This is a genomic window from Veillonellaceae bacterium, assembly GCA_012523975.1.
Taxonomy (GTDB): Bacteria; Bacillota; Negativicutes; order JAAYSF01; family JAAYSF01; genus JAAYSF01.
The window spans coordinates 110564-135685 of sequence record JAAYSF010000065.1; the positions used below are offsets into that span (position 1 = coordinate 110564).

The window sequence follows — 25122 nt, forward strand, 5'->3', positions numbered from 1 at the left end:
CCAAAACAACCTCTCCTTTACAGAGTTACACTAAGCCAATGTACTCTTTTTGCTCGTCTGTTAAGGTATCGATTCTGATACCTATTGACTGAAGTTTTAAGGATGCAACTCGTTCGTTTAGCTCATGCGGCAAGGTAAAAACGTCGTTTGCCATTTCTTTGTGATGGTTAAGAATATAAAGTGCAGCAAGGGCCTGCATAGCAAATGACAGATCCATAATTTCCGTTGGGTGACCATCACCAGCCGCAAGATTTACTAGTCGTCCCTCTGCCAGAAGATAGATTTTGCGATCGTCGGGCATCACAAATTCTTCGATATTTTTTCGGACCCTACGCTGCGATTTCGCACAATCTGCCAGCTGTTTCTTATTAATTTCAACATCAAAATGCCCGGCATTTGCCATTATCGCACCTGATTTCATTTTTGCAAAGTGCCGTCCTTCAATTACATCTTTACAGCCAGTCAATGTTACAAAAATATCACCATGTTCTGCTGCTTCTTCCATCGGCATAACCTTGAAACCGTCGAATACAGCCTCTATAGCTTTTATAGGGTCTATTTCAGTGACAATCACATTTGCCCCTAGGCCTTTCGCACGCATTGCGACCCCTTTACCACACCAGCCATAGCCGGCCACTACCACTGTTTTTCCGGTTACCGTTAGATTTGTTGTCCGCATAATTCCATCCCAAGTAGATTGTCCAGTGCCGTATCTATTATCAAATAGATACTTGCAATAAGCATCATTTACTGAAATCATGGGAAACTTCAGTTTTCGCTGAGCTGCAAGAGTCTTGAGCCGAATTACTCCAGTTGTTGTTTCCTCAGATCCCCCTAATATACCCTTAAGTAATTCTGTTCTCTCATTATGCAACAATGAGACTAAGTCACCGCCATCGTCAATAATTATATCAGGCTTTGTATCCAGTGCCTTATGAAGGAAATTGTTATATTCGGTTTCAGTAGCACCATACCACGCAAATACCTTTACACCAAGATCTGCTAAAGCAGCGGCCACATCATCCTGTGTTGATAAAGGATTGCTACCTGTGACGGCTACATTTGCACCCGCATTTTTTAAGACCAGTGCTAAATAGGCGGTTTTCGCCTCCAAATGCATGGTAACAACAATATTTTTCCCTGTGAATGGCTTGGTTTCAGATAATTCATCATTTAATATATTAAGAACAGGCATAAACTCCCGCACCCAATTAATTTTATCGTGGCCTTGCGGTGCTAAGTTCATATCACGAACTATTGATTCCAAATTAAATACCGCCTTTCAAGTCCTTAAGCTTAGTAATGGCTATATTAAACGGCTGTTTCATTACGCCAAACTCAGTAATGATCGCCGAAACTAACGTATTGGGAGTGACATCAAACGCTGGATTAAACACTTTTACGCCTTCAGGTGCAACACAGCAGCCGGCGAAACTAGTAACTTCACTTGGATCTCGCTCCTCGATAGGGATCTCGTCACCGCTTGCCATGGAAAAGTCGAAAGTTGAAGTTGGAGCTGCCACATAAAAGGGGATACCATGCTCTTTTGCAAGCACTGCGACACTATAAGTACCAATTTTGTTAGCTACATCACCATTTAAAGTTATGCGGTCAGCTCCGACTATGACAGCCTGCACTAGTCCCTTTTTCATAACCCACCCGGCCATATTGTCAGTTATTATCGTAACAGGTATTTTTTCTTGCGAAAGCTCCCAAGCAGTTAGCCGAGCTCCTTGAAGCAACGGTCTAGTTTCATCGGCAAATACACCACTAATCTTCCCATTTACCCAAGCCTCACGAATGATACCAAGGGCAGTTCCTTGAGCTGCAGTGGCAAGCGCACCAGCATTGCAGTGCGTTAAAACAGTTATCGGTTCTGTTTGTGAAAATAATTGCGCTCCATATTTTGAAATTTTCAAGTTGATTCTTTTATCTTCATCAAAGATATCAACAGCTTCTTGTTCAAGTCGAGCTATGGTCTCTTCGATCTCCATACCTTGATGTTTACTTGCATGTACAACTCCTAACATACGGTCTACTGCCCAGAATAAGTTTACGGCGGTAGGCCGCGTCAACTTAAGTTCATGAGCAACATCCAATACTTTGTTCCAAAACTCTTCTTGCTTATTTGCAGCTTGACGAGCACCTAGAACAAAAGCAAAGGCAGCCGCAGCACCTATCGCGGGTGCACCGCGCACTTCAAGCCGTCTAATTGCGTCGGCTACAACCTGGTAATTGTTACATTTGATATATTCGACGCGATTAGGTAAAAGAGTTTGGTTCAGAAGAGTCAAATAAGTCCCGTCCCATTTAATAGCTTGCATCTAAACCACCCCTTAAAGTTTGAATCCACCATATTCGGCCAGAGCATTATGGCAAGAGCAGCTTGCTTCTATATCGACGGAAAATTCTTCTATGGCAGTCATAATTAACTTTTTGATATTATTAGTGTTTGCTTTCATAGTATCAACAACTTCACTATGGGTCAGTGAAGTTGCTGATATTCCTGCCCCAAAATTAGTTACCATTGATACAGTTGCATAACACATTTCCGCCTCACGTGCTAATACGGCCTCCGGTACATTGGTCATTCCTACTAAATCGCCACCTATTTGGGCAAACATTTTTATCTCGGCCGCTGTTTCAAACCTCGGACCTTCAGTACAAACATATGTACCATTTGAATGAATGTTGATATTAGCCTTTTGAGCAGCTATTTGTATTTTGTCCCGCAAAGTAGGGCAATACGGATTTGTTAAATCTACATGCACGACACCTCGTGCCCCTCCATCATAAAAAGTATTAACCCGACTCTTTGTAAAGTCCAAAAACTGATCTACCAAAACAAAGTCCCCGGGCTTCATAGCTAAATTCAAAGATCCAACTGCGGTTGTTGCAATGATACGCTTGACTCCTACTTTCTTCATTGCCCAAATATTGGCTCGATAATTTATAAGATGAGGTGGAATAGCATGAGCACTTCCGTGTCGGGGAATAAATGCGACCTTAGCACCAGCATACTCACCCACCTTAAATTTAACATCGCCGTATGGCGTTACGATTTCTTCTTGATAAATATTATTAAGAATGTTCGGATCATAAACACCCGTACCACCAATAATAGCAATCTTAATCATTACATCACCCTATCATAAATTTTGTTTTGGATAAAGTTAATATATTTCGCTTTATATGGGAAATAGTCCTGCTTAGTTAAGTTAGCTTTTGTACTTCTAACATTAAATTGTCCATAATTCTAGGTATTTATAAAATGAAAAACGAGACCTCGTAGGTCTCGCCTTTTGCGCAATTCTATAAATTTACACCGACTAATCCTCCAAGAGCGCCCGCTGCTAGTCCAGCGATACATTTATTAACTAATCCCCAAAATACTATCGGCTCATGACTAAGTTCAAGCCCTATTCCTATCGAACAGAGTACATAGATAATTCCGATTGCCATTCCGATTATAAGTCCCTTTGATTCAGCCTTCTGAGTTGCGTACACACTGCCGACGAATATACTTATCATGGTCACCCCTACCATTATATATTGCATGTATTTGTCTATCAATGTATTTTCAGTTACAAGGCTTATTATTGAAAGAAACATAACACACGCTATAGATACAAGTAAACTTGCAAAAACTCCTTTAAATATGAGTATTACGACTCCTGTATTCTCTGGTTGCCGTTTGGGGGTTAAACGTGCTCGTCTTGTAATTTTAGTCATATAATTCCCTCCTCAGGAGTTTTACTGTAAATTTATGCAGAATTCATCGAAATATACCAAACAAAAAAAGCTACTAGAAACATTTAGGTTTCTAGTAGCTAATTTTCCAACCTTCAAGCATATTCATAATCGCATAATTGGTTAGATCAAAATGAACAGGAGTTACAGAAATCATTCCTCGTTTTATTGCCGCTATATCAGTATCTTCGTCATTGTTTGAATCAACGACCTTACCAGCCATCCAGTAATAGCTGCGTCCGCGCGGATCAGTCCGTTTATCAAAAGTATTATCATACTGGCGTATACCTAGTTTTGTGATTTGAACTCCATTAATTTTTTCTTTCGCTGCAGGAACATTAACGTTAAGCAGAGTGTCTGGCGGTAATGAATTATTTTCTACATAACCTACTAGTTTTTTTGTAAAGCAGGCGGCTGGCTGAAAATCTGAATCTCCCCATGAATCAAGCGAGACAGCTATTGCTGATATTCCATGTAATGCAGCTTCAATCGCGGCACTTACAGTTCCTGAATATAACACGTCAGTCCCTAAATTCGGACCTTGATTTATACCCGACACAACAATATCAGGACGTTTATCAAGCAACGATTCAATTGCAATTTTAACACAATCTGTGGGTGTACCGCCTATCCGCCATCCGCAAATATTAGGATTTTCAATACAATGTCGATCAACCCTAATAGGATGATGAACAGTTATTGCTTGGCTAGTTGCACTTCTTTCACTATCAGGAGCAACTACCACAACTTCTGCAATTGTAGCTAATTCAGTCCATAAAGCTCTTATACCAGGTGCATTAATACCATCATCATTGGTTAATAATATCCGCAAACTATCCCCCCTAGATATTTAATATTTACATCTGCCCTATGTATTTATGAGTTTGTGGTATTACTCTTAAGTCATTCAGTTGTACAGAAGCCTTATCATGCAAAAATAGCACTCTCTCAGGGGCCACACTTTTACAGCTATTAATCGGTGTAACAGGCTGTAAGATAACTGGTATATTATTATCAATTTCTGCAATCAGTTGGATTGCAGTATCAAACTCAGCGTCATTGGTTTCCCCGCTAATGACTATCTTTACAAATACCTCCCGTTGTTTTGCTATTCGCAGAAAATTCCGATGTTCTTCCCAATAATTCTTTCCAGCTACACTAGGCAGTTTTATATCCATACTGATTATATCAATATGCGGCAATACTTTTTCTAATTCATCGGGCAGTGTACCATTAGTTTCTAAATACTTAATACCTCTAAACATAGGCAAGAATAAGGACAACGCTGTTGAATGGCATAGAGGCTCACCGCCCGTAAAACTCACCGAGTGATGTTTGTGATCATACAGGTTAGTGATATACCCCAAGAGTTGTAATGGTTCTATAGGATTATCAACGCTCATAAAACGTCGAGAACCGGGACTTTCCTCAATCTGTGCTTTTGTTACGGAAGATTTTCTACTAGTCATAGTATCACAGTATTTACATGTTGCGTTACAGCCAGCGAATCGAACAAATACTTGCCTACAGCCAACATATTTACCTTCACCCTGAATGGACGAAAAAATCTCGATAATATTTGCATCTGCAGACATTATCTCACCTCAGAATAAGCCACTGCTGAATGGGCTGATTCCCTTACCTTTACAAATAAAACGCGAACTTCAGTTTCTACAAAGGTTGGCCGATTTATAATTTGTTCATAGATATACTTTGCAATGTTTTCTGCTGTGGGGTTTGTTAATTTAAACGGCTCAAGTTCATTGAGATAACGATGGTCAAGTGTATCGATTACATGCTTAACTTCAGCTTTGAGATCATGAAAATCAATCAACATCCCCAATTGGTTAAGTTTATTTCCGCAAACTGCCACTTCCACCTTCCAGTTATGGCCATGAAGACGACTGCATTTACCCGGATAATCCTTGATAAAATGGGCTGCTTCAAAATCAACTAATATCGTAAGCTCAAACATTTGGTTTCCTCCTTGATAATATGGTCAACATCTACACAAAAAGTATACATAATAATACATGTAAGAAAAGTGACTGACAAAAAGAGGTGAGTTGGATACTCACCTCACTTATTATGGCTTAAATTTTGAGACTACTTGATAGCCTGTTTTCCAATAAAGTTCTCTTTTGGAAATTGATTAGACTCTGGTACTAATACATCATGGTAGCTTAATCCGCGAGTATGTTCGGTATGACTCCATTCCCGATCATGACGATGTATAAACCCTAAAAATGTAATTGGTATCCAACTATAGACAAATAACGGATAAAATATTACATAGAACCACGATTTCCATTGAGCTCTAATCTTAGCTAAGACAATAAGCGGGAAAACATACTGGCCAATAGCAATAATCGTCCAAACCTCAATAGGCAAAACTGAATACAAAATATTAGTATAAAATGGTGTAATATGGTATACGTAACTTAATAAAACAAAAGTTGTCGACAAAATTAGAAAATGCGGTTGCAGTAAATGCAAAACTCCGTCTAATATTCTAATATCACGACGTTTAAAGCCCTCAGCCAACATTTTTGGTATATAACGTCCAGCAATATCAAAATGCCCCTGGGCCCAACGTTTTCTCTGTTTCCAAGACTGCTTAAATGTCAAAGGTTTTTCATCGTACACAATAGCATCATGTGCCCATGTGGTACGAATTCCTATTAATAATACTTTCATAGTAAATTCCATATCTTCTGTTAAACAAGTCGCACCCCAGCCAAACTTTTGTAAAATATCAGTTGATATACACATTCCAGTTCCGCCAAGCACACTAGATAGACCTAAGTTGTACTTAGCAAGGTGCCATATATGATTAACGACCCAGAAGGAAATGGCAAATGTTCCAGCTATCCAAGTATCGTGCGGGTTCTTAGCATTTAAATAACCCTGAATTAATTTTTCACCCTTACATAGTCGGTTATTCATTTCTAATAAAAAATCAGGGTGGACAAGGTTATCAGCATCAAAAACAACTACTGCATCATATTTGCGTTTGAGCCGGAAAAGTTTAGCAAACATCCATTCCATAGCATATCCTTTTCCGCGCTGATTTAGATTAAATCGTTCATATACTATAGCCCCAGCGTTACGAGCCAGTTGAGCAGTATTATCCTTGCAGTTATCAGCAACTACATAAATATCATATAGTTCTCTCGGATATTTTAGTACGTGAAGGTTCTCTACTAATTGTGAGATAACGTTTTCTTCGTTGTGAGCTGCTACAATAATAGCAAAACTCTTCTTGGGAGTTAATATTTTGTCTTCTTTTCTTCTCCACATGCCAAAAATAGCAATAACAAAATAGTATAATGTAAAAAACACAATAATGAGTTGCATTGGTATCATTATGTAGTCAAAAACATAATTCATGGATTCTGCTCCTTTAGAAAAATCCTATCAGCCAAGGTCTTCCTTGTTTTTATATGCAGACGGGAACTCATCATTACCAATCATAATATGCCAGATAGCTTACGATTAGAATATTATGCCATACAAAAGATCAAATAAAATGCTATCAGGTTTAATTATCATTAGGGCGCTGACTAAATAAACCAAAAATAGTATTTAAAATACCTAACAATGCATATGAGAAGAATATGGCAAATAAATAAGCGCTATGATCAATGAAAAGTATATATACACCAACAAAAATAGTGATTATAACCGGAATTATTCTAAGCTTGTCACCTTTGCCCTTAAAATCTGGATATTTCACTGTGCTAACCATTAAATATGCAAAAACGATCACCATAATAGGAAACCACCAACCCGGCGGTTTATGTCCAAGCATTACAAAAGTAGCTACTACGCATCCGGCTGCCGGGATAGGCAAACCCATGAAATAGCCTTTAACTACCCCTGTATTTACATTAAATCTAGCTAGACGCAGCGCACCACATGTTGCAAAAATAGCCGCAACGATATAACCGACTTCATCGAAATCCTTAAGCAAAAATGCATAAGCAAGCAAAGCCGGAGCAACACCAAAGGAAACCAAATCGCATAATGAATCAAGCTCTTTGCCAAATTCACTACTAACTTTAAAATAGCGCGCCACCCGACCATCTGTGCCATCTGCTACCATAGCCGCAACAATAAATAAGGCCGCCGCGGTAAAGTTACCGTTAAATGTTGCAATTATCGAGAAAACGCCCAAAACAAGGTTTAAAGACGTTAGTGCATTTGGAATTACACGTCTCACTGTGACAACCTCCCTATAACCGTCTCTCCACCTTTCACCTTATCACCTTTCTTTACCAGTATTTCTACTGTCTTCGGGACAATGACTTCAGTACAAGAGCCAAACTTTATAAGTCCATACCGTTCACCTTTGGCTAGTACGCTTCCTAGCGTAACCCAGGACACAATTCTACGCGCAAGAATACCAGCAATCTGCGTAACTAAAACTCGCATATGTTCATTCTCAAGCCCAATCGAATGGCGTTCGTTCTCACACCCAGCAGTTTCTTTATAGGCAGGACGAAACCGACCGCATGTATACTGTTGATATTTAACTTCACCAGCAATAGGACTGCGATTAACGTGTACGTTAAATACCGATAGAAAAATAGTCACTTTTGTGCCTATTTCATTAAGAAATTCATCATCATACACTTCGCATACACCCATTACTTTACCATCCGCTGGCGACATAACTAGCAAATCATCATCAGGAATTTTCCGCTCTGGATTACGAAAAAAAAACGTGATAAAAATTAATAATACTCCGGGAATAATACTCCAATAAGGATTTACAGTTAACGCAACAACTAAAGTAATAAGCGCCAAAACTGCAATATATCTATATCCTTCCTTAACGATAGGAGTTTTAACCATTTACCATCCTCCTACGAGCATCCTGTCAAAAACAAAAGGGCTTCTAGACGTGCCCTTCGCATTTCTAACTCATTATAATATACCAAGTTTACTTTTGTCTATGTTTTTTGTGTGATTACCTTGAGCACAAAGTGCGGTAGCGCTATCATTCTTAACACTCGCTGCGGCTGCAGAGTAAGCCGGAAAAGCCACTCCAAATTTGCCCGCTGCATCCAAAGTGGAGCTCTTTTTACAGCGCCAGCCATTACATCTAAAGTTCCACCAACACCAATCGCTAATGAAACACTCAGTTTCTCTAGATTTCTAGAAAGCCACTTTTCCTGTTTAGGTACACCCAGTGCAACAAGCAGAACGTTTGCACCTGATGCATTAATTTCATCAATTATATCTTTCTCTGTTTCTTCTGTAAAAAAACCATTTCGAGTTCCAACAATCTGTACACCGGGATACCGGCTTTTCGCTGCTGCCTTAGCTTTTTCCGCAACCCCAGGGGCACCGCCGAATAAAAAAATTCGATAATTTTTTTGAACCGATCTAACAAGAAAGTTCTGTACCAAATCGACCCCAGCAACCCGTTCAGGAACTTCAAAACCTTTGAAACGGGCAGCCCAAACGACTCCAGCCCCATCAGGAACTACCAAGTCGGCCTTATTTAATATGTTGGCAAGTTCTTTATCATTTTGAGCCATCATAACCATTTCGGCATTGGCCGTGGCAACTAAATGCGGCTTTGACTGTGAAACATAGCTATCTAAAATATCAACGGCTTCAGTCATTGTAACAGCGTCAATCATTACATCTAAGACGGCTACTCGTTTATGCACTGTTTTGCTCTCCTAATACAAAAACATACTTTACCTGCACTATTTTCAAAAATTACCTATTTAGTATTTTATCATATTATTAAAAGCCCGGCAACCGTATGGGGAACTTCCATCTTGGCTTAGTTTCGCGTGTTTCTTGGGTATTATTTTGCTGTTTACGTTCTTCTTTCGGCCACATACGATAATCTGAGGCCCATGGTTCAGTACCTTTTATAAAAGCGCTGTATTCCGTATCTGGGCAACCTGCTGTTGCCCGTTTACCTGAATCGGTACACACAGGAATTCCCTTTACGACATTTGGCGGAACAGCAAATTCGGTAGGTTGAGTGCCTTCAATACTTTTGACCATCATTTTACCCCATAGACCAGCTACGCCAGTACCAGATATTCCAACTGGCTGTCGATTATCATTACCAATATAAATACCAACTAAAAGTTCAGGAGTATACCCTATAAACCAAGCCGTTTCATAATTATCGCTTGTACCTGTCTTACCAGCCGCTTCGCGTCCAAGAGCAGCCGGGGTACCTGTTCCGTCCTCAATAACCCCCTTTAGCATGTCAGTCAGTATATATGCCACTTCAGGGCTGAGAACAGAATATTGGACAGGATGATTTTCTTCCAAAACCTGACCATTCTCATCTAACACTTTTAATATAGATAACGGGCGAGAAATAATACCTCCATTAGCAAAAGCCGTATAAGCTGTAGAAAGCTCTAGCAAATTAACACCATTGGTTAAACCGCCTAATGATGTAGCTAAATTATTATCTTGCGGCACTATTGTTGTAATACCCATATTTTGCGCCAAGCTTAAAACCTGATCAATTCCTACCTGCTGACCCAACTTCACAGCTGCTACGTTAACAGACCATCGCAAAGCCTTTTTCATTGTCATAGGACCACGATGCTTTTTGTCGTAATTTTGCGGAGAATAACCAGAAATATTTATTGGCTCATCAACTATAATGGAATTGGCCGCCAACCCCTGGTTAAGAGCAACGGCATAAACGAACGGCTTAAAGGCAGATCCAGGCTGACGAACTTCCGCAACCACTCTGTTTATCTGGCTCTCTTCATAATTTCTACCGCCAACCATGGCTCTCACATGCCCATTCCTTGGGTCAATAGCGATTACTGCGCCTTGAAATTGTCCAAGGACCGCTTCGGCGGCTTGCTGAGTTTTTATATCCAAAGTAGTGTAAACCCTCAATCCACCTTTATAAACTCTATTAGCTCCATATTTTCCAACCAGTTCATTAGCGATATAATCTAAAAAATATGATGCTTGTACAGCGCGCTTCTTTTTACCAGTCAAAGCAATAGGCTCCTGTTTTGCATTCTCAGCCTGCGCTCTTGTAATATATCCCTCATTTACCATACCTGATAATACCATATTTCTTCTATCCGTAGCTGCTTTCAAGTCATTATAGGGAGAATAAATATTGGGGCCACGCGGTAACCCTGCGAGCAGGGCGCTTTCACCTAAAGATAATTGACTTGAATGTTTCCCAAAATAAACTTGAGCAGCAGCTTCAATGCCATAAGCACCTTCTCCAAAATAAACTTGATTAAGATATGCTTGTAGAATTTCTTGCTTTGAAAACTTACGTTCAATAATTACAGCTAATACAGCCTCTTTTATTTTGCGTGTAAACGTTCTTTCTTGAGTCAGAAACATATTTTTCGCAAGCTGCTGAGTCAGAGTGCTTCCCCCTTCAGCAATGCTACCAGTTCGAATATTAACAAATATTGCGCGTAGGATTCCTATAGGATCTATACCTAAGTGATTATAAAACCGAGTATCTTCGTTTGCAATTATAGCCTGTTGAACATAGGGTGATATGCTATTAATTGATACAACAATTCGATTCTCTTCGAACAGTTTGGATACCAGTTGTCCGTTTATATCAAAAACCTGCGTCGCTGATATTAGGTTTAAATTGTCTAAATTGTCTGTTTGTGGTAAACCTAAAAAAGCGCAACCAGATGTAGTAAATAGACATATAATTATTATAACAATAATTGGCTTAATGATATAATGCCGCACAATATATCGCTCCTTTCACAACTAGTATTCCAATGCCTTAATGAATTTACACGCAGGAATACCGGTACAAGCAGCGAAATACATACTAGTCATAATATAGCATAGGGGTAGACTGCTTTGGTAAGCTCTAAAACGTTCCATATAATATGTAATTTATTTTTCATTCTGTTATTAGTACTATTATTATCGCAGATTATAACATTAGCCTTTTGGGGCGTAAGCAGTCATAGTATTGATACTCAACAAAAATTTGCACCGGCGAATGTCATTGTCAAAGAAGCCCTTCCAAAATCATATATTCTAAGCGATAACTATGATCCGGCACCGCCGAGCAACATGCCCGTATATGACTCGCTAAGTTTGGCAGAACGCCGCGAAAAACAACTACCGACTTCACTCCCTAATTATCAGCCTTATTATGGTAAAAAGGCAGTATATTTAACTTTTGATGATGGCCCCGATCCAGAAAACACTCCTGTAGTCCTTGAATTACTTAGAAAAAATAAGGTCAAAGCGACTTTCTTTATAACCGGAAACCAAGCTGAAAAATATCCTGAGTTGCTAAAACAGATTTACCTAGCAGGACACGCTATTGGGAATCACTCCTATAATCATATTTATCGTGAACTATATCAGTCTCCAGAAGCTTATACTGCGCAATTACACCGAACCGACGACGTAATCAAAAACATTATTGGTGTGCGCCCGCTTATAACCCGTGCTCCCGGAGGATCTGCCGGCAGTTTTAATCGGCACTATTGGGATTTGCTCGAAAAAGAAGGATATATCGAAGTGGGTTGGAATATTAGCTCAGGAGATGCTTCATCAGCTCGTTCTGATCAAATTTTTCAAAATATTGTCTACCAGATGAATAATAAATTCTTATGGAGCCATGCGATAATACTTATGCATGACGGCCGGGGACATTCTGAAACCGTAAAAGCCTTACCACACATAATCAACTATTTAAAACAGCATGGATTTGAATTTCGCGTAGTAAATCTCTATACCCCTCCGCCCTGGTAGACAGAAATTAAACCGCCCAGTAAGGGCGGTTTTGCGTTTATAAACTATAGTTAGGTGATTCTTTAGTAATATTAATATCATGAGGATGGCTTTCTTTCAAGCCGGCACCTGTAATACGGATGAATTTCGTTTTAGTAATTAGCTCTTCAATATTAGCTACGCCACAATACCCCATACCAGCCCGTAATCCGCCGATTATTTGGAATACTGTTTCCGCAACTGCCCCTTTATAAGGAACACGTCCCTCAATACCCTCCGGAACCAGTTTGTCCATGTTTTCTTGGAAATAACGATCTTTGCTGCCCTGAGCCATTGCACCTAATGACCCCATGCCACGGTAAACTTTGTAGCTCCGTCCCTGGTAAATTACTGTCTCGCCAGGGCTTTCTTCTGTTCCAGCCAGTAAGTTACCAATCATAACAACCTTGGCTCCTGCGGCGAGTGCTTTTACCACATCACCCGAATACTTGATTCCGCCATCTGCGATTATTGGTATATCATAGTCACGGGCAGCTCTTGCACAGTTATAAACTGCAGTAATTTGGGGAACACCGATACCAGCTATTACCCGGGTTGTACAAATAGACCCCGGCCCAATACCAACCTTAACACAATCTGCCCCCGCTTCAATTAGATCTCTAGTCGCGTCTGCGGTTGCTACGTTACCTGCAATCAGTTCAACTTGCGGATAGGCTTTTTTAATTGCCTTAACAGCTTCAAGCACTCCGCGTGAATGCCCGTGAGCAGTATCAATAACAATTACATCAACCTTCGCTGCTACAATTCCATCTACTCTATCAACCATATCAGAGCCAACACCAACTGCTGCGGCTACCAATAATCTCCCCTTGCCATCCTTAGCCGAGTTTGGATACTTTTGGGCCTTTTCAATATCTTTTATCGTTATTAAACCTTTTAAGTAGCCATTTTCATCAACCAGTGGTAATTTTTCGATGCGATGTTTCCGCAAAAGTTCCTTGGCATCTTCCAATGAAGTACCAACAGGTGCAGTAATAAGATGCTCACTAGTCATACATTCACATATTGATCTTGTCAGGTCACTTTCAAACCTTAGATCACGATTGGTAATAATTCCAACTAGCTTATTCCTTTCTGTTACTGGCACACCGGAAATGTGATACTTTTCCATTAAATCATGAGCATCTTGAAGTGTATTATCAGGCGACAAGAAAATTGGATCAACAATGATACCGTGCTCAGACCGTTTTACCTTGTCAATTTCATTTGCTTGGCGCTCAATGGACATATTCTTATGTATTACGCCAATTCCGCCTTCTCTAGCCATAGCAATTGCCATTCGTGCCTCAGTTACAGTATCCATACCGGAACTAATTATAGGAATATTGAGTTTGATATTTTTGGTCAACTGGGTGGAAACCTCCACGTCCTTCGGAAGTACATTCGATTTTGCAGGTACTAAGAGTACATCATCAAAGGTAAGTCCTTCCGCACCAAATTTGTCTGTAAACATTTTTCTGGCTCCTTCTATTAATGTATTTCCAAATATAATAACATATTTAAACTATTCAAATCTACCGTTTTTTATGTAATTAAAAAACTTTTAGCGTAATTTACCAATAAAACAGGAGGTGTCTCCTAAGGACACCTCCTATTTTATTCAATTATATAGACCTTTACTTTCTGCATACCAAAATCCAATGCCTCGGATACAGTCCACATAGCTATATCTATTCGGTTGCCCTTTATAGCCCCACCAGTATCTTCTGCAACACCATACATGCCTTTTTCATTTGAGAATTCTATATACAGTTTAGTTCCTAAGGGAATTATATTAGGATCAACTGCTATTACTCCTGGTCTAACTTGCGTACCAATGTGAGTTAAATTACCCCATTTCCCATTATCATGAGGCCCTGGAGCATAAGCAGTAGCTGTTGCATTAATTACCTTTTTATTTTGGATCTCCGACTTTATATCATCGGAAGGCATTGCAGATACGATCTGTGTGAAAATACCAGTTATTAAAAAAACAACAACCAATAAAGGTAATTTTCTTACAGAAATATTTAGCATAATAACACCCCCTTTTCTAACGCCTACGAAGTTAGCTGACGGGTTCGGTCAAAGGTCAATCCCTACCGCTAGTGCGGATTCACCCCCGGTAACGGTTCCTCCGTTTTCCAAGGAAATTCGGCGTGGATAATATATTACAACATTATAGAAATAAAGACAAACACCAAAATACGCGATAAATTCCTCTATGGTGAGGTATATGTTGATTATATGGGTGTTATTAATAAAAACTATTGATAGCATTTAAATATCAAATAAGAGTATATTTGACTTATAAACATCCGAACTGACGTTTGCAAAATCCTCTATTAATTGCTATAATAACTTAATAGATTCTAATTCCGGGGTGAATTCATGAACAATGAAACTTTACTGACTACCCGTCAAAAACAAATTTTGAATTTTATTAAAGAGACACTTCATGCCAAGGGATATCCCCCATCCGTACGCGAAATTGGACTGGCTGTTGGATTGAGTTCAAGTTCAACTGTACATAACCACTTAATAAAGCTAGCTGAGATGGGCTATATCCGCCGGGACCCAACAAAGCCTAGAGCGATTGAAATTCTTGATGAAAAAGCGTGGCGACAAAAAAGACTTACTTCCATTCCTCTGGTTGGACGTGTTACAGCTGGTCAACCCATCCTTGCTGTTGAAAATATTGAAGAAGTCTATCCCATGCCCGCAGAACTTGTAGGAAATGACGAAAATGTTTTTATGTTGTCTGTGACAGGTGATAGCATGATAAATGCCGGAATCCTAGATGGCGATTTCGTCATAGTGCGCGAGCAGCATTCTGCAAATAATGGGGACATCATTGTGGCCTTGCTCGAGCAAGAAGAGGCAACTGTCAAACGGTTTTTTAAAGAGAAAAGCCATATCAGACTACAGCCTGAAAATGATTCTATGGATCCCATATATGCTAAGGATATCTATATTCTAGGGAAGGTTATAGGAGTTTATAGAAAATTATAAAATAGCGAGTAGCACTAGGTGCTACTCGCTATTTTATAGCCTGCCGCGGTGATACTTTCGTTCCCACACGAACAACTCGATCATCAGGTTTAAACTTGTCAGTAAATAAATGTTCACGCTCCACTTCTTTGCCACTCAATCTTTTAACCCTATATGTCGACACAACAAAGCCTTTTTGGCCCATATTTTCAATAATTTGCTTGCCATAATCTAATCTAGGATCTTGCTTTATTATTGTATTTGGTTCGATAACTTTTTCTTTGACTGATTCAACAATAACTTCTGGTCGACTTGGGTTATTTCGGCTTAAGATGTATACGGTAAGACTATCTTTACTTACCTGACTCAAAATATAAATATTGTGGGGCAAAACATTGCTGAATTTGAAGTCAAGCAAATTATCTGCTACCGTAGCATCCTGCCCAAGAGGTACATAACCAGGCGGTCGAAAATGTGAGGATCTTTCTAGGATTTTCATATCGGCAAGCAATACTGCATTATATAAAGTACTGCTTACTTGGCAGACTCCACCGCCAAAATCAGGCACAATCTTGCCTTCTATGAATACAGGCGCTTCCCTGTAGCCAAACTCTGCAATTCGAAGACCAACAAGATCATTAAATGAAAACACCTCACCCGGACGCAAGAGGGTTCCACTTATACTATTAGATGCTAAGGCGATATTTAGAACACGATTTTCATTGGCTAGATTAAATTGTGTTGTATACATGGAGATTATGCTATCAATTTCCTCAATATCAATGGTTTGAATTTTGGGCTTCACTTCAGTTACTGGAATGTCAACTATTACCGGAAAACCAACATTTAATTTTTCATGTAATGTAATAGTAAGCTGATCAATTGCAACTTTACGCCCACTGGTATCAGGCAGCTGGATTATTCTTAAACCATCTAATAATATTTTAGCGTCATGCGGTTCACGATCAATTTCATCTGCAATGCTTGCTATAATTTCACTCAATTGCTCCTTATTATATAATGGAGCTAATGGCACCTTGTATCCGCCATTAATAGTGAGGAACCTTTCTTGAAATTGCTGTAGTAAATTTCCTCGCCGACCAACATTATATGCTTGCTGAGCAAGTTTCTCTGTGTCCAGCTTCCACTTAATTTCATCGGTTCCTATCTTCCAATGATTTCCCTCAAAATTTAGTATAATAGGTGGATCATTAAGCCGGCGTCGAAAGCTAGCTTCAATTTTTTCTTCAGCTTCTTTAACTGAAAGTCCGCCAACGGCAATATCGCCAACCATTACACCATTATAAACTTTATCTGTTACCATAAAAGCCATATTAGTAGCAAAGAGGCTAATTGAACTAAAAAGCGCTATAATTCCTAAAAATAAAACAATGTTTACTATATCTTTATTTGTTGACATTCTCATATGATCACCTACCGATTTTTGCATAACTTCTCAGAACTGAAGAAATGCCAGCCTCTCCGACCAATCCACTTTATTTTTCAACATTCACAGCAGAAATTCCGTATGAGTCAAAGACTAACCAAAAGAACCCCGCAGCGACAGCGGGGTCCAAGTTTATTGAATGTTCATCGATAATTCTACAAATTTGCCAGCAAGTTTTGCTTTTTGAAGAACTTCCTCGGTAATTTCACCACCCTGATCAACTATCATCACGCCATTATCTGTCTCAATGCGCCGGCTGGCCTTCTTACCCAGGAGATATTTACGATGACGGTCATCAAACTTTTTGGCTGATTCATCAACAGTCTCATTTTTTACTTCAGGCTCAGGCTTTGTCTCGGCAATACTTTGGGTAGGAAATTCTTTTTTTGTTTGAACCGCCACATTATATTCACTATCTACCGAAACTTTCACGCTTGGAGACTTGACAGCTTCTTTATCAGAAATAATTAGGACCTCTTTACCAAAAGTTAGTATCTGATCAGACGATATCTGGGTGCTCTCACCGTTATTACGTTCAATTTCACAAGCACTTATTTTGCCAGTCTCATCAATAATTATTTCTATGACTTTGCCAAGAATACGACCAGTATTAGTCAAAACTTTTGTTCCCGTAACCTTAATATCAGCCTCTAATAATCTTTCAATATCTGGGATATCTTTATACCCTAATATATTTTCGACGCTTTCTACTGTTACTGCAAATTCCCCAATTGCAATGACGGCCGACATTGGCAACAGTTTTGCCCCTGTGTACCATTTTTCGTCATCAATTACAAGAGCTGTTACAACACCTCTGTCGGGATTAATCACAAAACTCTTTACTGTCCCAATTTCACGCCCTTGTGTAATGCCAATGACTGGTAAACCAAGAATATCCATTCCTTTTTTCATTATGCAACCTCCTAAATATATTAACTAATATTGCGCCATTCTATAAACTCTTTATTAATTTCATCTATAACTGCAGCGGGTATATCCTCAAACCGGGTACAAAATATTTTATTTTGAATAAGTGTGTTTTTTACAATACGCAAATAGGCTATAGCATCAATAAACTCTTTCTCAAGAACACTATTATTTAAGGCGGAAGCTATTCGTCGTCCTTCATCAAATGTACTTATAGCTTCGTCAAACTTACCTGCTTTTTTCTTTAAATTGCCAATTTCTACTAGCAAAAATGGCGCAGCATCACATTTAGGATATAATTTTAGCGCTTTTCTAAAAGCCATCATGGCTTGGGCAAAATTTTGCAACTCCTTTTGTTGAAAAGCATAATCCATAAGCTCGTCCAAATTATCCGATGGCAAAGTTTCTGCTAACATTATGGCCTCCTCCGCAACGTTAGGTTGTTGCACCTCAACATAACATTGATGCTCAGTACTTATGTTTTCGTGTTGCCCCCACTCAACCTTTGTCGAGATATTATTTGCGGATTCTATTGTTTCAGCCTCATCTTCGTCGTTAATCATAAGTTCTGGCTCTAATTCAACAAGCGAATCTTCTTTAATCAAGTTTTCTGGTATTTCGCCGCTTATAGATTCAGTATTGATTGTTCTAAGCTCATCCTTTATACTTTCAGACTCCGATTCAATAAATCGAGTTTCTTCATGCAAATCTTCAATTATCTCGACACTGCTTGTAGTATCAGCTATTATAAATTGGCTTTCTTCAGCCTGATCTTTTGCAGCCTGCATGCTGGCAACAGGCTGAGCTAAGGAAATAACTTCGTCTTTATAATCTATATTGATATATGTACTTCTGGACTTAGGCACGTCGCTTGTTTCAGTTGCGGCTATAGCATCTTCAGTACTATAGGAAAACGAGGCTTCATTTATGGGTTTTGAATCACTTATGGCACTAGTACGTATATCGCGCTTTATCATAAACTTATCATAGTAGGCAATAAAATAAGCGCATATTATCGCAATGCATGCCAATATGACCAAAGCACCGCCAAATCCGGTATAATTTATAACAACACGCGGGACGACCAAGCTAAGCAATGCAGCACAGCCAGCACACATAAGCAATGGTTTTAATTTTATTGGTAATTCAAAAACATTATTAGCTAATTTGTAAAAAACAAATGCAGAAATAGCGATAACCAATAATGTAATTATTACATATTCCACAGAATCCCACCAAAAAGTGAATTATAACTTAATCATTACTTTTTTCTACACACTTCGTGATTTTCCTTGTATATAAAGAAACAAATATGTAGAAATGGCTATTTTTTTGCGGAATTGCTATTCAGAATCTCTTCCGCTGCTCCCATTATTCCGATTGTTGAATGTTCGAAGGTTAACCCGCCCTGAAGATATACAGCATAAGGTTCTCTTATTGGACCGTCGGCGCTTAATTCTATTGACGCGCCTTGGACAAATGTACCAGCGGCCATTATAACAGCATCACTGTACCCCGGCATAGCACTTGCTTCTGGTCTCACATGCGCATCAACCGGTGAATACTTTTGCAAACCGCGGCAAAAAGCTACCATCTTCTCTGGCGATTTCAATTCGATAGCTTGTATTATATCACTGCGTCGTTCCTCCAATGCAGGTGCTGTTCGATACCCTAGTAGGGAAAAAACTGCCGAAGCGAAAATTGCCCCTTTCACAGCTTGTGCAGTTACATGCGGTGCTAAAAAGAGTCCTTGGTACAACAGTCTATTCTCGGTCAATGACGCCCCTAACTCGATCCCGATCCCTGGAGCTGTCAAACGACTAGCTGCCATCTCCACTAAATCAGCTTTGCCCGCAATATATCCTCCAGTTGGAGCTAACCCGCCCCCCGGATTTTTTATGAGAGATCCTGCCATTATATCTGCGCCAACTGCCGTGGGTTCTAGTATATCAACGAATTCACCATAACAGTTGTCCACAAAACAAATACAATATGGGTTTATACTCTTGATAGCCGAACAGATTTGCCCAATTTCCTCAATTGTTAATGGCGAGCGCATACTATAACCGCGTGACCTCTGAATGAGGGCAATTTTTGTTTTTGATGTAATCGCTTTTTGTATGCCAGTCATATCGACGCGACCATTAACGAGAGGTACCTCGCTATACTCAACACCAAATTCCTTTAGTGAACCATAAGTGTTACCATCACACCCTATTACCGTCCTCATCGTATCATATGGAGCACCTGCTATTGAAACAAGATTATCTCCAGGCCGAAGTATTCCAAAAAGGACAGTAGCTAATGCGTGCGTTCCCGACACGAACTGTGTGCGAAAGATTGCTTTTTCTGCTCCGCAAATATCAGCCCATACTTTATCAAGAGTATCGCGGCCACCATCGCTATAAGCATAGCCGGTAGTTGTTCCGAAGTGATAATCAGATACTCTATTATTACGAAAAACGTCTAATACTTTTTTAGTGTTAATCTCAGCAATTTCGTCAATGACAGTAAAGTAGGGTTGAGCTTGGTCTAGAGCTTGACGCTTAATGCTATTAATTGTATCAGAAAAGCTCATTAACTTAATACATCTCCTATCACATAAGAATTAAAATATGTCTGTTTTTCAGATGGCAATGCCGCTTTTACGTGTATACCATCTTCAAGGTATTCGATAATTTGAACATTAGCTATCTCATATAATTGCGACAGTATGCCGGAGTCATTATATGGTATTAAAAATTCCATGTCAACAACTATAGGCTTAACCTTCTCCTCAACCAGCCTAATTAACTGCTCTACTCCTTGACCATCAAGAGCGGAGATAGCAACGCTATCATCAACTCTAAGCAGGCGCTCGATAACCTTGCCATCTACTTTATCAATCTTATTATAGGCAGTTAAAATCAATTTATCAGCAGCGTTCAATTCCCTTAAAACTCTAAAAACAGCATTACTTTGCTCCTCATGCTGCGGGTGACTTGCATCAATAACATGAATAAGCAAGTCCGCTTGAACAACCTCCTCTAAAGTAGCCCGGAAAGCAGCAACGAGATGGTGTGGTAGTTTTTGAATAAAACCGACTGTGTCAGTCATTAGAACCTCAAAACCACTAGGCAGGTTGATTTTTCGAGTCGTCGGGTCAAGTGTGGCAAATAATTTATCCTCTGCAAACACATTAGCATTTGCAAGTGTATTGAGTAAGGTAGACTTTCCCGCGTTTGTATATCCAACAAGCGCCACTGTTGGGATTGCTGATGCTTGCCTTGCCTTGCGCTGCAATTCACGTTGTTTCTTAACATTGTCAATTTCTCGTCTGATATCATTAATCCGCGCTCGAATTTTCCTTCGATCAACCTCCAGTTTAGTTTCCCCTGGTCCACGGGTGCCAATTCCACCACCGAGCCTTGATAATACCAACCCCTGCCCGCTTAGTCTAGGCAGGCTATACTGAAGTTGAGCGAGTTCAACTTGAAGCTTACCCTCGTGCGTTCTTGCTCGCTGCGCAAAAATATCTAGAATAAGTGCAGTACGGTCTATAACCTTGACTCCCAAAATTTGCTCCAAGTTGCGCTGTTGCGCAGGTGAAATCTCATCGTCTAGAATTACAATATTCGCCTCTTGGGTTTGTACTAACAGACTGATTTCTTGCACCTTACCTCGGCCGATAAATAAACCCGAATCCGGTTTGTCCCTTTTCTGCCAAATTGTTCCGACGACCTCAGCACCGGCAGTTTCCGCAAGCTGTGCTAGCTCCTGCAAAGAGTCAGCGATATGCCATGCACTATTTGGTTGTTCTAGACCAGCCAGAATTGCCCTTTCAACATGATAAGTAGATGCTAACCGATCGACGTTGGTTAACTGATGTTCTAAGCCTTTTATTAGACTAACAAAATCAGCCTCTAGTACCTGTTCTATCGCTATCGGACCGACAATATCAATAACTGCAGACTCATTCCGGATACCCGTTAAGTAGCCAAAGCTTATTTCTGTTGCGATACCGTCATTCACGCCAACTGCAGCCATAAGATCAAACCGTTTCAATTTAAGAGCAGAAATATCAGCATCACTTAGCCTGCTAATTCCATTAGGATGGGAATGTATACACCGTATTCCACTTAACCTTGAATTGCTCCTGCGAGCATCAAATTCAGGTAACGATACAGTCTGTGAATCTCCTATGGATACAGCTACCACCTGTCCACGCCGGTTAATATAAATAGCAATTTCGCGTTTGATCTGTGTAGTGAGCTGAGTTAATGATTCAATTAGCTCTTCCGAGATAATTTGATTTGAAGGTATCACCAAATTATAAAGTCCTTCAAGATTCTCGATTAAATTTTTGCGTATCCCGCTTGTATCTCCATTAATTGCTGTCAAGTTTGCCACCCCGAAATTTATATTTATACCTGTAAGCTAAATCTTTTTATAAAGCCCTATAGACAAGATTAGAGGCTAGTTAGCCTCTAATCTACTTACCGCTGTAAAAACCAACCTTGCTAATTAGAATAATTACAGTCACTAGATAAAACATAGCTGCTCCTAACCTAATTACAAGATGTTTGGATGCTATACCAGGTATAACGAGTCTAATATTAAAACAATTTAAGCTAATTATACCAAAAAATATCAAAACGGACAAAACTGTAAAACAAAGAATACTTTTATGATAAGTTATCATCAACGTCAGAACTGTAATTAAGATAATTAATGCTCTGTACAGGCGTCGAAAAAAAATTCGAGAATTTTCGCGTTTACGCTCTAAACGAGATACTGACATTTTACCAACTCCTCTAAGTATTATGGGTAGAGGGGTCAGTCGTTATACAGCCTTCTTCACAGCTAAAAGTACTACCGGTATTACACAAAGTGCAGTAACCCTGTTCAAAAGACTCTTGCCTCATTATTAAGACGGCATCGGCTTTTCCTTGAACAAAGCCTTCCTTATAACCGATTCGTTTGCCGATTAAATAACTAATTATCAGTATAGCTATTAATAATATAGTCTTCTCAAGCATAGTTTCGCCTCCTTTGAAGCCAAACAATGCTGCCATAGAATATCGTCACCGCACATAGCACCGGAAAGAAAAGACTTCCTCCAACCTGCCATGATAGCAGTATGCTTAATAGGGCTAGCATGTACGACTCAACAAATCCAAAGCGCTGTGCAAAGTTCCGATTTCCTGACAACTGATCAGTTCGTGCATCAATGCAGTCATCGATTAATTGAATAGCCAGCGTAAACGCGAATGCAAATATCATAGTTCTCCAACCACATAGCCCGATTCCTAGCAAAAAGCTTATTACACACTCTTGAAAGCCTGTAAGTTTACTTGGGAAACACAGCTTTAAATCATGAAACATTCCAATCCCATAACTTGCTAAAAAAAGCGCCAAGCAAAGAGGCGGATTAAGATTAACAGCTAGACCTAGTACAAGCATAGCATAAACTGGCAAGCCCTTTCCTAGAAGAAGTGTCAAATTATAACTGCCAACAGCTTTATCTTGGTCATAATCTAAATAGTCATCAGTCATTTTTATTGCAGCGGCGCATAAAATGACTGAAACAAATGTTACTAAATCAAATATTTCTAGCCACACATGCCTTCACCTCTTTAAAGCCGGTCCCTTTAAGTCCGGAAATTGGTATAACAAGTGTGTTTGGGAATGTTGCTATCACTCTGGGCAAGTTAGCTTTTGCGGATGGCAAATCAATTTTATTAGCTAATAAAGCATAATTATGCCGTGATTTACCATAATTATAGACTTCAATATCAATATTGTTTGAGTTATCTTCGGGTTTAACGGAAAACGCAGTAATATCTACAATATGAAAAACATAGTCACAAGATCTGATCCAGTCAATGGTTTGAGCCATACCTCGTCTTACGGCTTCATCAGGATGGATTTGCGAAATTAATCCGCAAGTATCGGTCAGTTTAAAATTTACCATTGTTTTACCTAAAGACATCCTTAGTACTACTGTTTGCAATGACTTAGTTTTATGTAGAGTCATACCGCATAATTCGTGTTTTGCTTCTTCCAGTGTAAAGTGCCTACAGGTCATTAGTCCATCGTAGGTTCTAAAAGTCATATCAATCGTCTTGCTGCCTAAATAGCCGGCGAAATTGAGAGCAAACATAGTTTTGCCGCAATTTGGTTTTCCGACAATAACGAATTCCCTCATTCTTTCACCTCCATTAAGTCACAAGGTTCAAGAGATATTAATTCTTGGCGGGTTAAATTAGCTTTGGTAATCAATCGAACAGCCTGACGACGAATAGCCTTCTCAATAACATTACGTACAGTACGGGCATTACCGAAATTATCACTGCCTTGACTTTGCATTTGATATAACATCTTAACCAATACTTTTCTTGCCTCATGATCTAGCTTATATTGACGCTTAGAACATAGCTGTTCGGCAATTTGGAGAAGTTCCTGCTGATTGTAATCAGGAAACTCGATATGTATAGGGAACCGCGAATGTAGCCCCGGGTTCGTTTTAAGAAAACTATCCATCTCATCCTTATAACCTGCCAGTATCAGAATAAGCTCATCTTTATGGTCTTCCATTGCTTTCACTACAACATCAATCGATTCTTTACCAAAATCCTTTTCACCGCCACGAGCTAGTGAGTAAGCCTCGTCAATGAACAAAATGCCGCCATAGGCCTTTTTAAGTTGCTCACGCGTTTTTTGAGCAGTATGCCCGATATATTCGCCTACCAAATCAGCCCGTTCGACCTCAATTAAGTGACCACGAGACAGTACGCCCATCTCCCGAAAAATTTTACCTAATATTCTAGCTACCGTTGTTTTACCAGTTCCAGGATTACCCTTAAATATCATATGCAATACTAGCGGTTCAGTTATTAACCGTTCTTGCTCTCTTCGTTTTTGAATCTCAATAAAAGCATAGATTTCACGCACTAGTTTTTTGACTTGAGTTAAACCTATTAAACTATCTAGTTCATGTAATATCTGTTCTACACGCTGATGATTATTATTGTTTGAGTTCGAACAAGGAACAGGAATACCATCCATCTGCTGTAAAGCTTTAAAAGCTTCCAATGCTGAAATTTCTCCAGCTTCGATAGCATTATAAACATCTTGGGGACATACATATGACATTTTTGTCACCTCGCGCGGATCCTCGGTGATATCCATTATACGCACGCAGTCGGAAAAGGTGCAAAAAAAAGGGACCTATTAAATAGGTCCGAAATTAA

At 39.5% G+C, this 25122-nt stretch carries 25 protein-coding genes; 2 read left to right on the forward strand and 23 right to left on the reverse strand.

The annotated features are described in order from the left end of the window. Positions 1-25: 25 nt before the first annotated feature. From GX348_08885 to GX348_08940, 12 genes are all read right to left on the reverse strand, one after another. The gene (locus GX348_08885; GenBank protein ID NLP42295.1) at positions 26-1267 is read right to left on the reverse strand and encodes an adenosylhomocysteinase; all 1242 of its coding nucleotides are present in this window, start codon (positions 1265-1267) and stop codon (positions 26-28) included. 1 nt (position 1268) lies between these two features. Continuing rightward, a complete protein-coding gene (gene mtnA, locus GX348_08890; GenBank protein ID NLP42296.1) occupies positions 1269-2324 on the reverse strand; it encodes an S-methyl-5-thioribose-1-phosphate isomerase in 1056 nt (351 codons plus the stop codon). A 12-nt stretch (positions 2325-2336) separates the two neighbouring features. Beyond that, a complete protein-coding gene (mtnP, locus tag GX348_08895) occupies positions 2337-3137 on the reverse strand; it encodes an S-methyl-5'-thioadenosine phosphorylase (protein ID NLP42297.1) in 801 nt (266 codons plus the stop codon). A 175-nt stretch (positions 3138-3312) separates the two neighbouring features. Further along, positions 3313-3732, reverse strand: coding sequence for a TIGR04086 family membrane protein (locus tag GX348_08900; GenBank protein ID NLP42298.1), 420 nt, complete (start codon positions 3730-3732; stop codon positions 3313-3315). Between the two features lie 91 nt (positions 3733-3823). Then, positions 3824-4582, reverse strand: coding sequence for a 5'/3'-nucleotidase SurE (gene surE, locus GX348_08905; GenBank protein ID NLP42299.1), 759 nt, complete (start codon positions 4580-4582; stop codon positions 3824-3826). 25 nt (positions 4583-4607) lie between these two features. Then, complete coding sequence (locus tag GX348_08910; GenBank protein ID NLP42300.1) at positions 4608-5348, reverse strand: 7-carboxy-7-deazaguanine synthase QueE; 741 nt, start codon at positions 5346-5348, stop codon at positions 4608-4610. Next, positions 5345-5725 (reverse strand): 6-carboxytetrahydropterin synthase QueD, encoded by a 381-nt coding sequence (gene queD, locus GX348_08915; protein ID NLP42301.1) that lies wholly within the window; start codon positions 5723-5725, stop codon positions 5345-5347. The genes GX348_08910 and queD overlap by 4 nt, the downstream gene beginning before the upstream one ends. A gap of 131 nt (positions 5726-5856) precedes the next feature. Then, complete coding sequence (locus GX348_08920) at positions 5857-7140, reverse strand: glycosyltransferase family 2 protein (protein NLP42302.1); 1284 nt, start codon at positions 7138-7140, stop codon at positions 5857-5859. 151 nt (positions 7141-7291) lie between these two features. Next, complete coding sequence (pssA, locus tag GX348_08925) at positions 7292-7972, reverse strand: CDP-diacylglycerol--serine O-phosphatidyltransferase (protein NLP42303.1); 681 nt, start codon at positions 7970-7972, stop codon at positions 7292-7294. Next, positions 7969-8607 (reverse strand): phosphatidylserine decarboxylase family protein, encoded by a 639-nt coding sequence (locus tag GX348_08930; protein NLP42304.1) that lies wholly within the window; start codon positions 8605-8607, stop codon positions 7969-7971. Before GX348_08930 ends, pssA begins: the two co-directional genes overlap by 4 nt. A gap of 98 nt (positions 8608-8705) precedes the next feature. Beyond that, positions 8706-9401 carry a WecB/TagA/CpsF family glycosyltransferase gene (locus GX348_08935; GenBank protein ID NLP42305.1) on the reverse strand — a complete coding sequence of 232 codons (696 nt, stop codon included), beginning with the start codon at positions 9399-9401 and terminating at the stop codon, positions 8706-8708. Between the two features lie 109 nt (positions 9402-9510). Beyond that, on the reverse strand, positions 9511-11481 hold the full coding sequence (locus GX348_08940; protein ID NLP42306.1) for a penicillin-binding protein 1A: 1971 nt from the start codon (positions 11479-11481) through the stop codon (positions 9511-9513). 336 nt (positions 11482-11817) lie between these two features. Between GX348_08940 and GX348_08945 the strand changes: the two genes are divergently transcribed. Beyond that, positions 11818-12507, forward strand: coding sequence for a polysaccharide deacetylase (locus GX348_08945; GenBank protein ID NLP42307.1), 690 nt, complete (start codon positions 11818-11820; stop codon positions 12505-12507). A 37-nt stretch (positions 12508-12544) separates the two neighbouring features. Here the strand turns inward: GX348_08945 and guaB are convergent, their stop codons facing one another. Both guaB and GX348_08955 read right to left on the reverse strand, forming a co-directional pair. Further along, positions 12545-13999, reverse strand: a complete 1455-nt coding sequence (gene guaB / locus GX348_08950; protein ID NLP42308.1) for an IMP dehydrogenase — start codon at positions 13997-13999, stop codon at positions 12545-12547. 143 nt (positions 14000-14142) lie between these two features. Next, entirely contained in the window at positions 14143-14562 is a 420-nt protein-coding gene (locus GX348_08955) for a hypothetical protein (protein ID NLP42309.1), read from the reverse strand. A gap of 354 nt (positions 14563-14916) precedes the next feature. On the opposite strand from GX348_08955, the gene lexA reads away from it, so the two are divergent. Then, a complete protein-coding gene (gene lexA / locus GX348_08960) occupies positions 14917-15537 on the forward strand; it encodes a transcriptional repressor LexA (protein NLP42310.1) in 621 nt (206 codons plus the stop codon). 28 nt (positions 15538-15565) lie between these two features. On the opposite strand, the gene GX348_08965 is transcribed toward lexA, so the two are convergent. The 9 genes from GX348_08965 to spoVK form a co-directional block, all read right to left on the reverse strand. After that, positions 15566-16942 (reverse strand): vanomycin resistance protein VanB, encoded by a 1377-nt coding sequence (locus GX348_08965; protein NLP42311.1) that lies wholly within the window; start codon positions 16940-16942, stop codon positions 15566-15568. Between the two features lie 153 nt (positions 16943-17095). Next, the gene (locus GX348_08970; GenBank protein NLP42312.1) at positions 17096-17875 is read right to left on the reverse strand and encodes a photosystem reaction center subunit H; all 780 of its coding nucleotides are present in this window, start codon (positions 17873-17875) and stop codon (positions 17096-17098) included. 20 nt (positions 17876-17895) lie between these two features. Beyond that, on the reverse strand, positions 17896-19116 hold the full coding sequence (locus GX348_08975; GenBank protein ID NLP42313.1) for a hypothetical protein: 1221 nt from the start codon (positions 19114-19116) through the stop codon (positions 17896-17898). A gap of 98 nt (positions 19117-19214) precedes the next feature. Then, positions 19215-20468, reverse strand: a complete 1254-nt coding sequence (locus GX348_08980; protein ID NLP42314.1) for a hypothetical protein — start codon at positions 20466-20468, stop codon at positions 19215-19217. Continuing rightward, positions 20468-22270 carry a GTPase HflX gene (hflX, locus tag GX348_08985; protein ID NLP42315.1) on the reverse strand — a complete coding sequence of 601 codons (1803 nt, stop codon included), beginning with the start codon at positions 22268-22270 and terminating at the stop codon, positions 20468-20470. Before hflX ends, GX348_08980 begins: the two co-directional genes overlap by 1 nt. Before the next feature lie 413 nt (positions 22271-22683). Further along, positions 22684-22908, reverse strand: coding sequence for a hypothetical protein (locus tag GX348_08990; protein ID NLP42316.1), 225 nt, complete (start codon positions 22906-22908; stop codon positions 22684-22686). Continuing rightward, complete coding sequence (locus GX348_08995) at positions 22901-23491, reverse strand: hypothetical protein (protein NLP42317.1); 591 nt, start codon at positions 23489-23491, stop codon at positions 22901-22903. The genes GX348_08990 and GX348_08995 overlap by 8 nt, the downstream gene beginning before the upstream one ends. After that, positions 23472-24077: a GTPase domain-containing protein gene (locus GX348_09000; GenBank protein ID NLP42318.1), complete on the reverse strand. Its 606-nt coding sequence runs from the start codon at positions 24075-24077 to the stop codon at positions 23472-23474. The genes GX348_08995 and GX348_09000 overlap by 20 nt, the downstream gene beginning before the upstream one ends. Beyond that, positions 24074-25024 (reverse strand): stage V sporulation protein K, encoded by a 951-nt coding sequence (gene spoVK, locus GX348_09005; protein ID NLP42319.1) that lies wholly within the window; start codon positions 25022-25024, stop codon positions 24074-24076. Before spoVK ends, GX348_09000 begins: the two co-directional genes overlap by 4 nt. Positions 25025-25122: the final 98 nt, after the last annotated feature.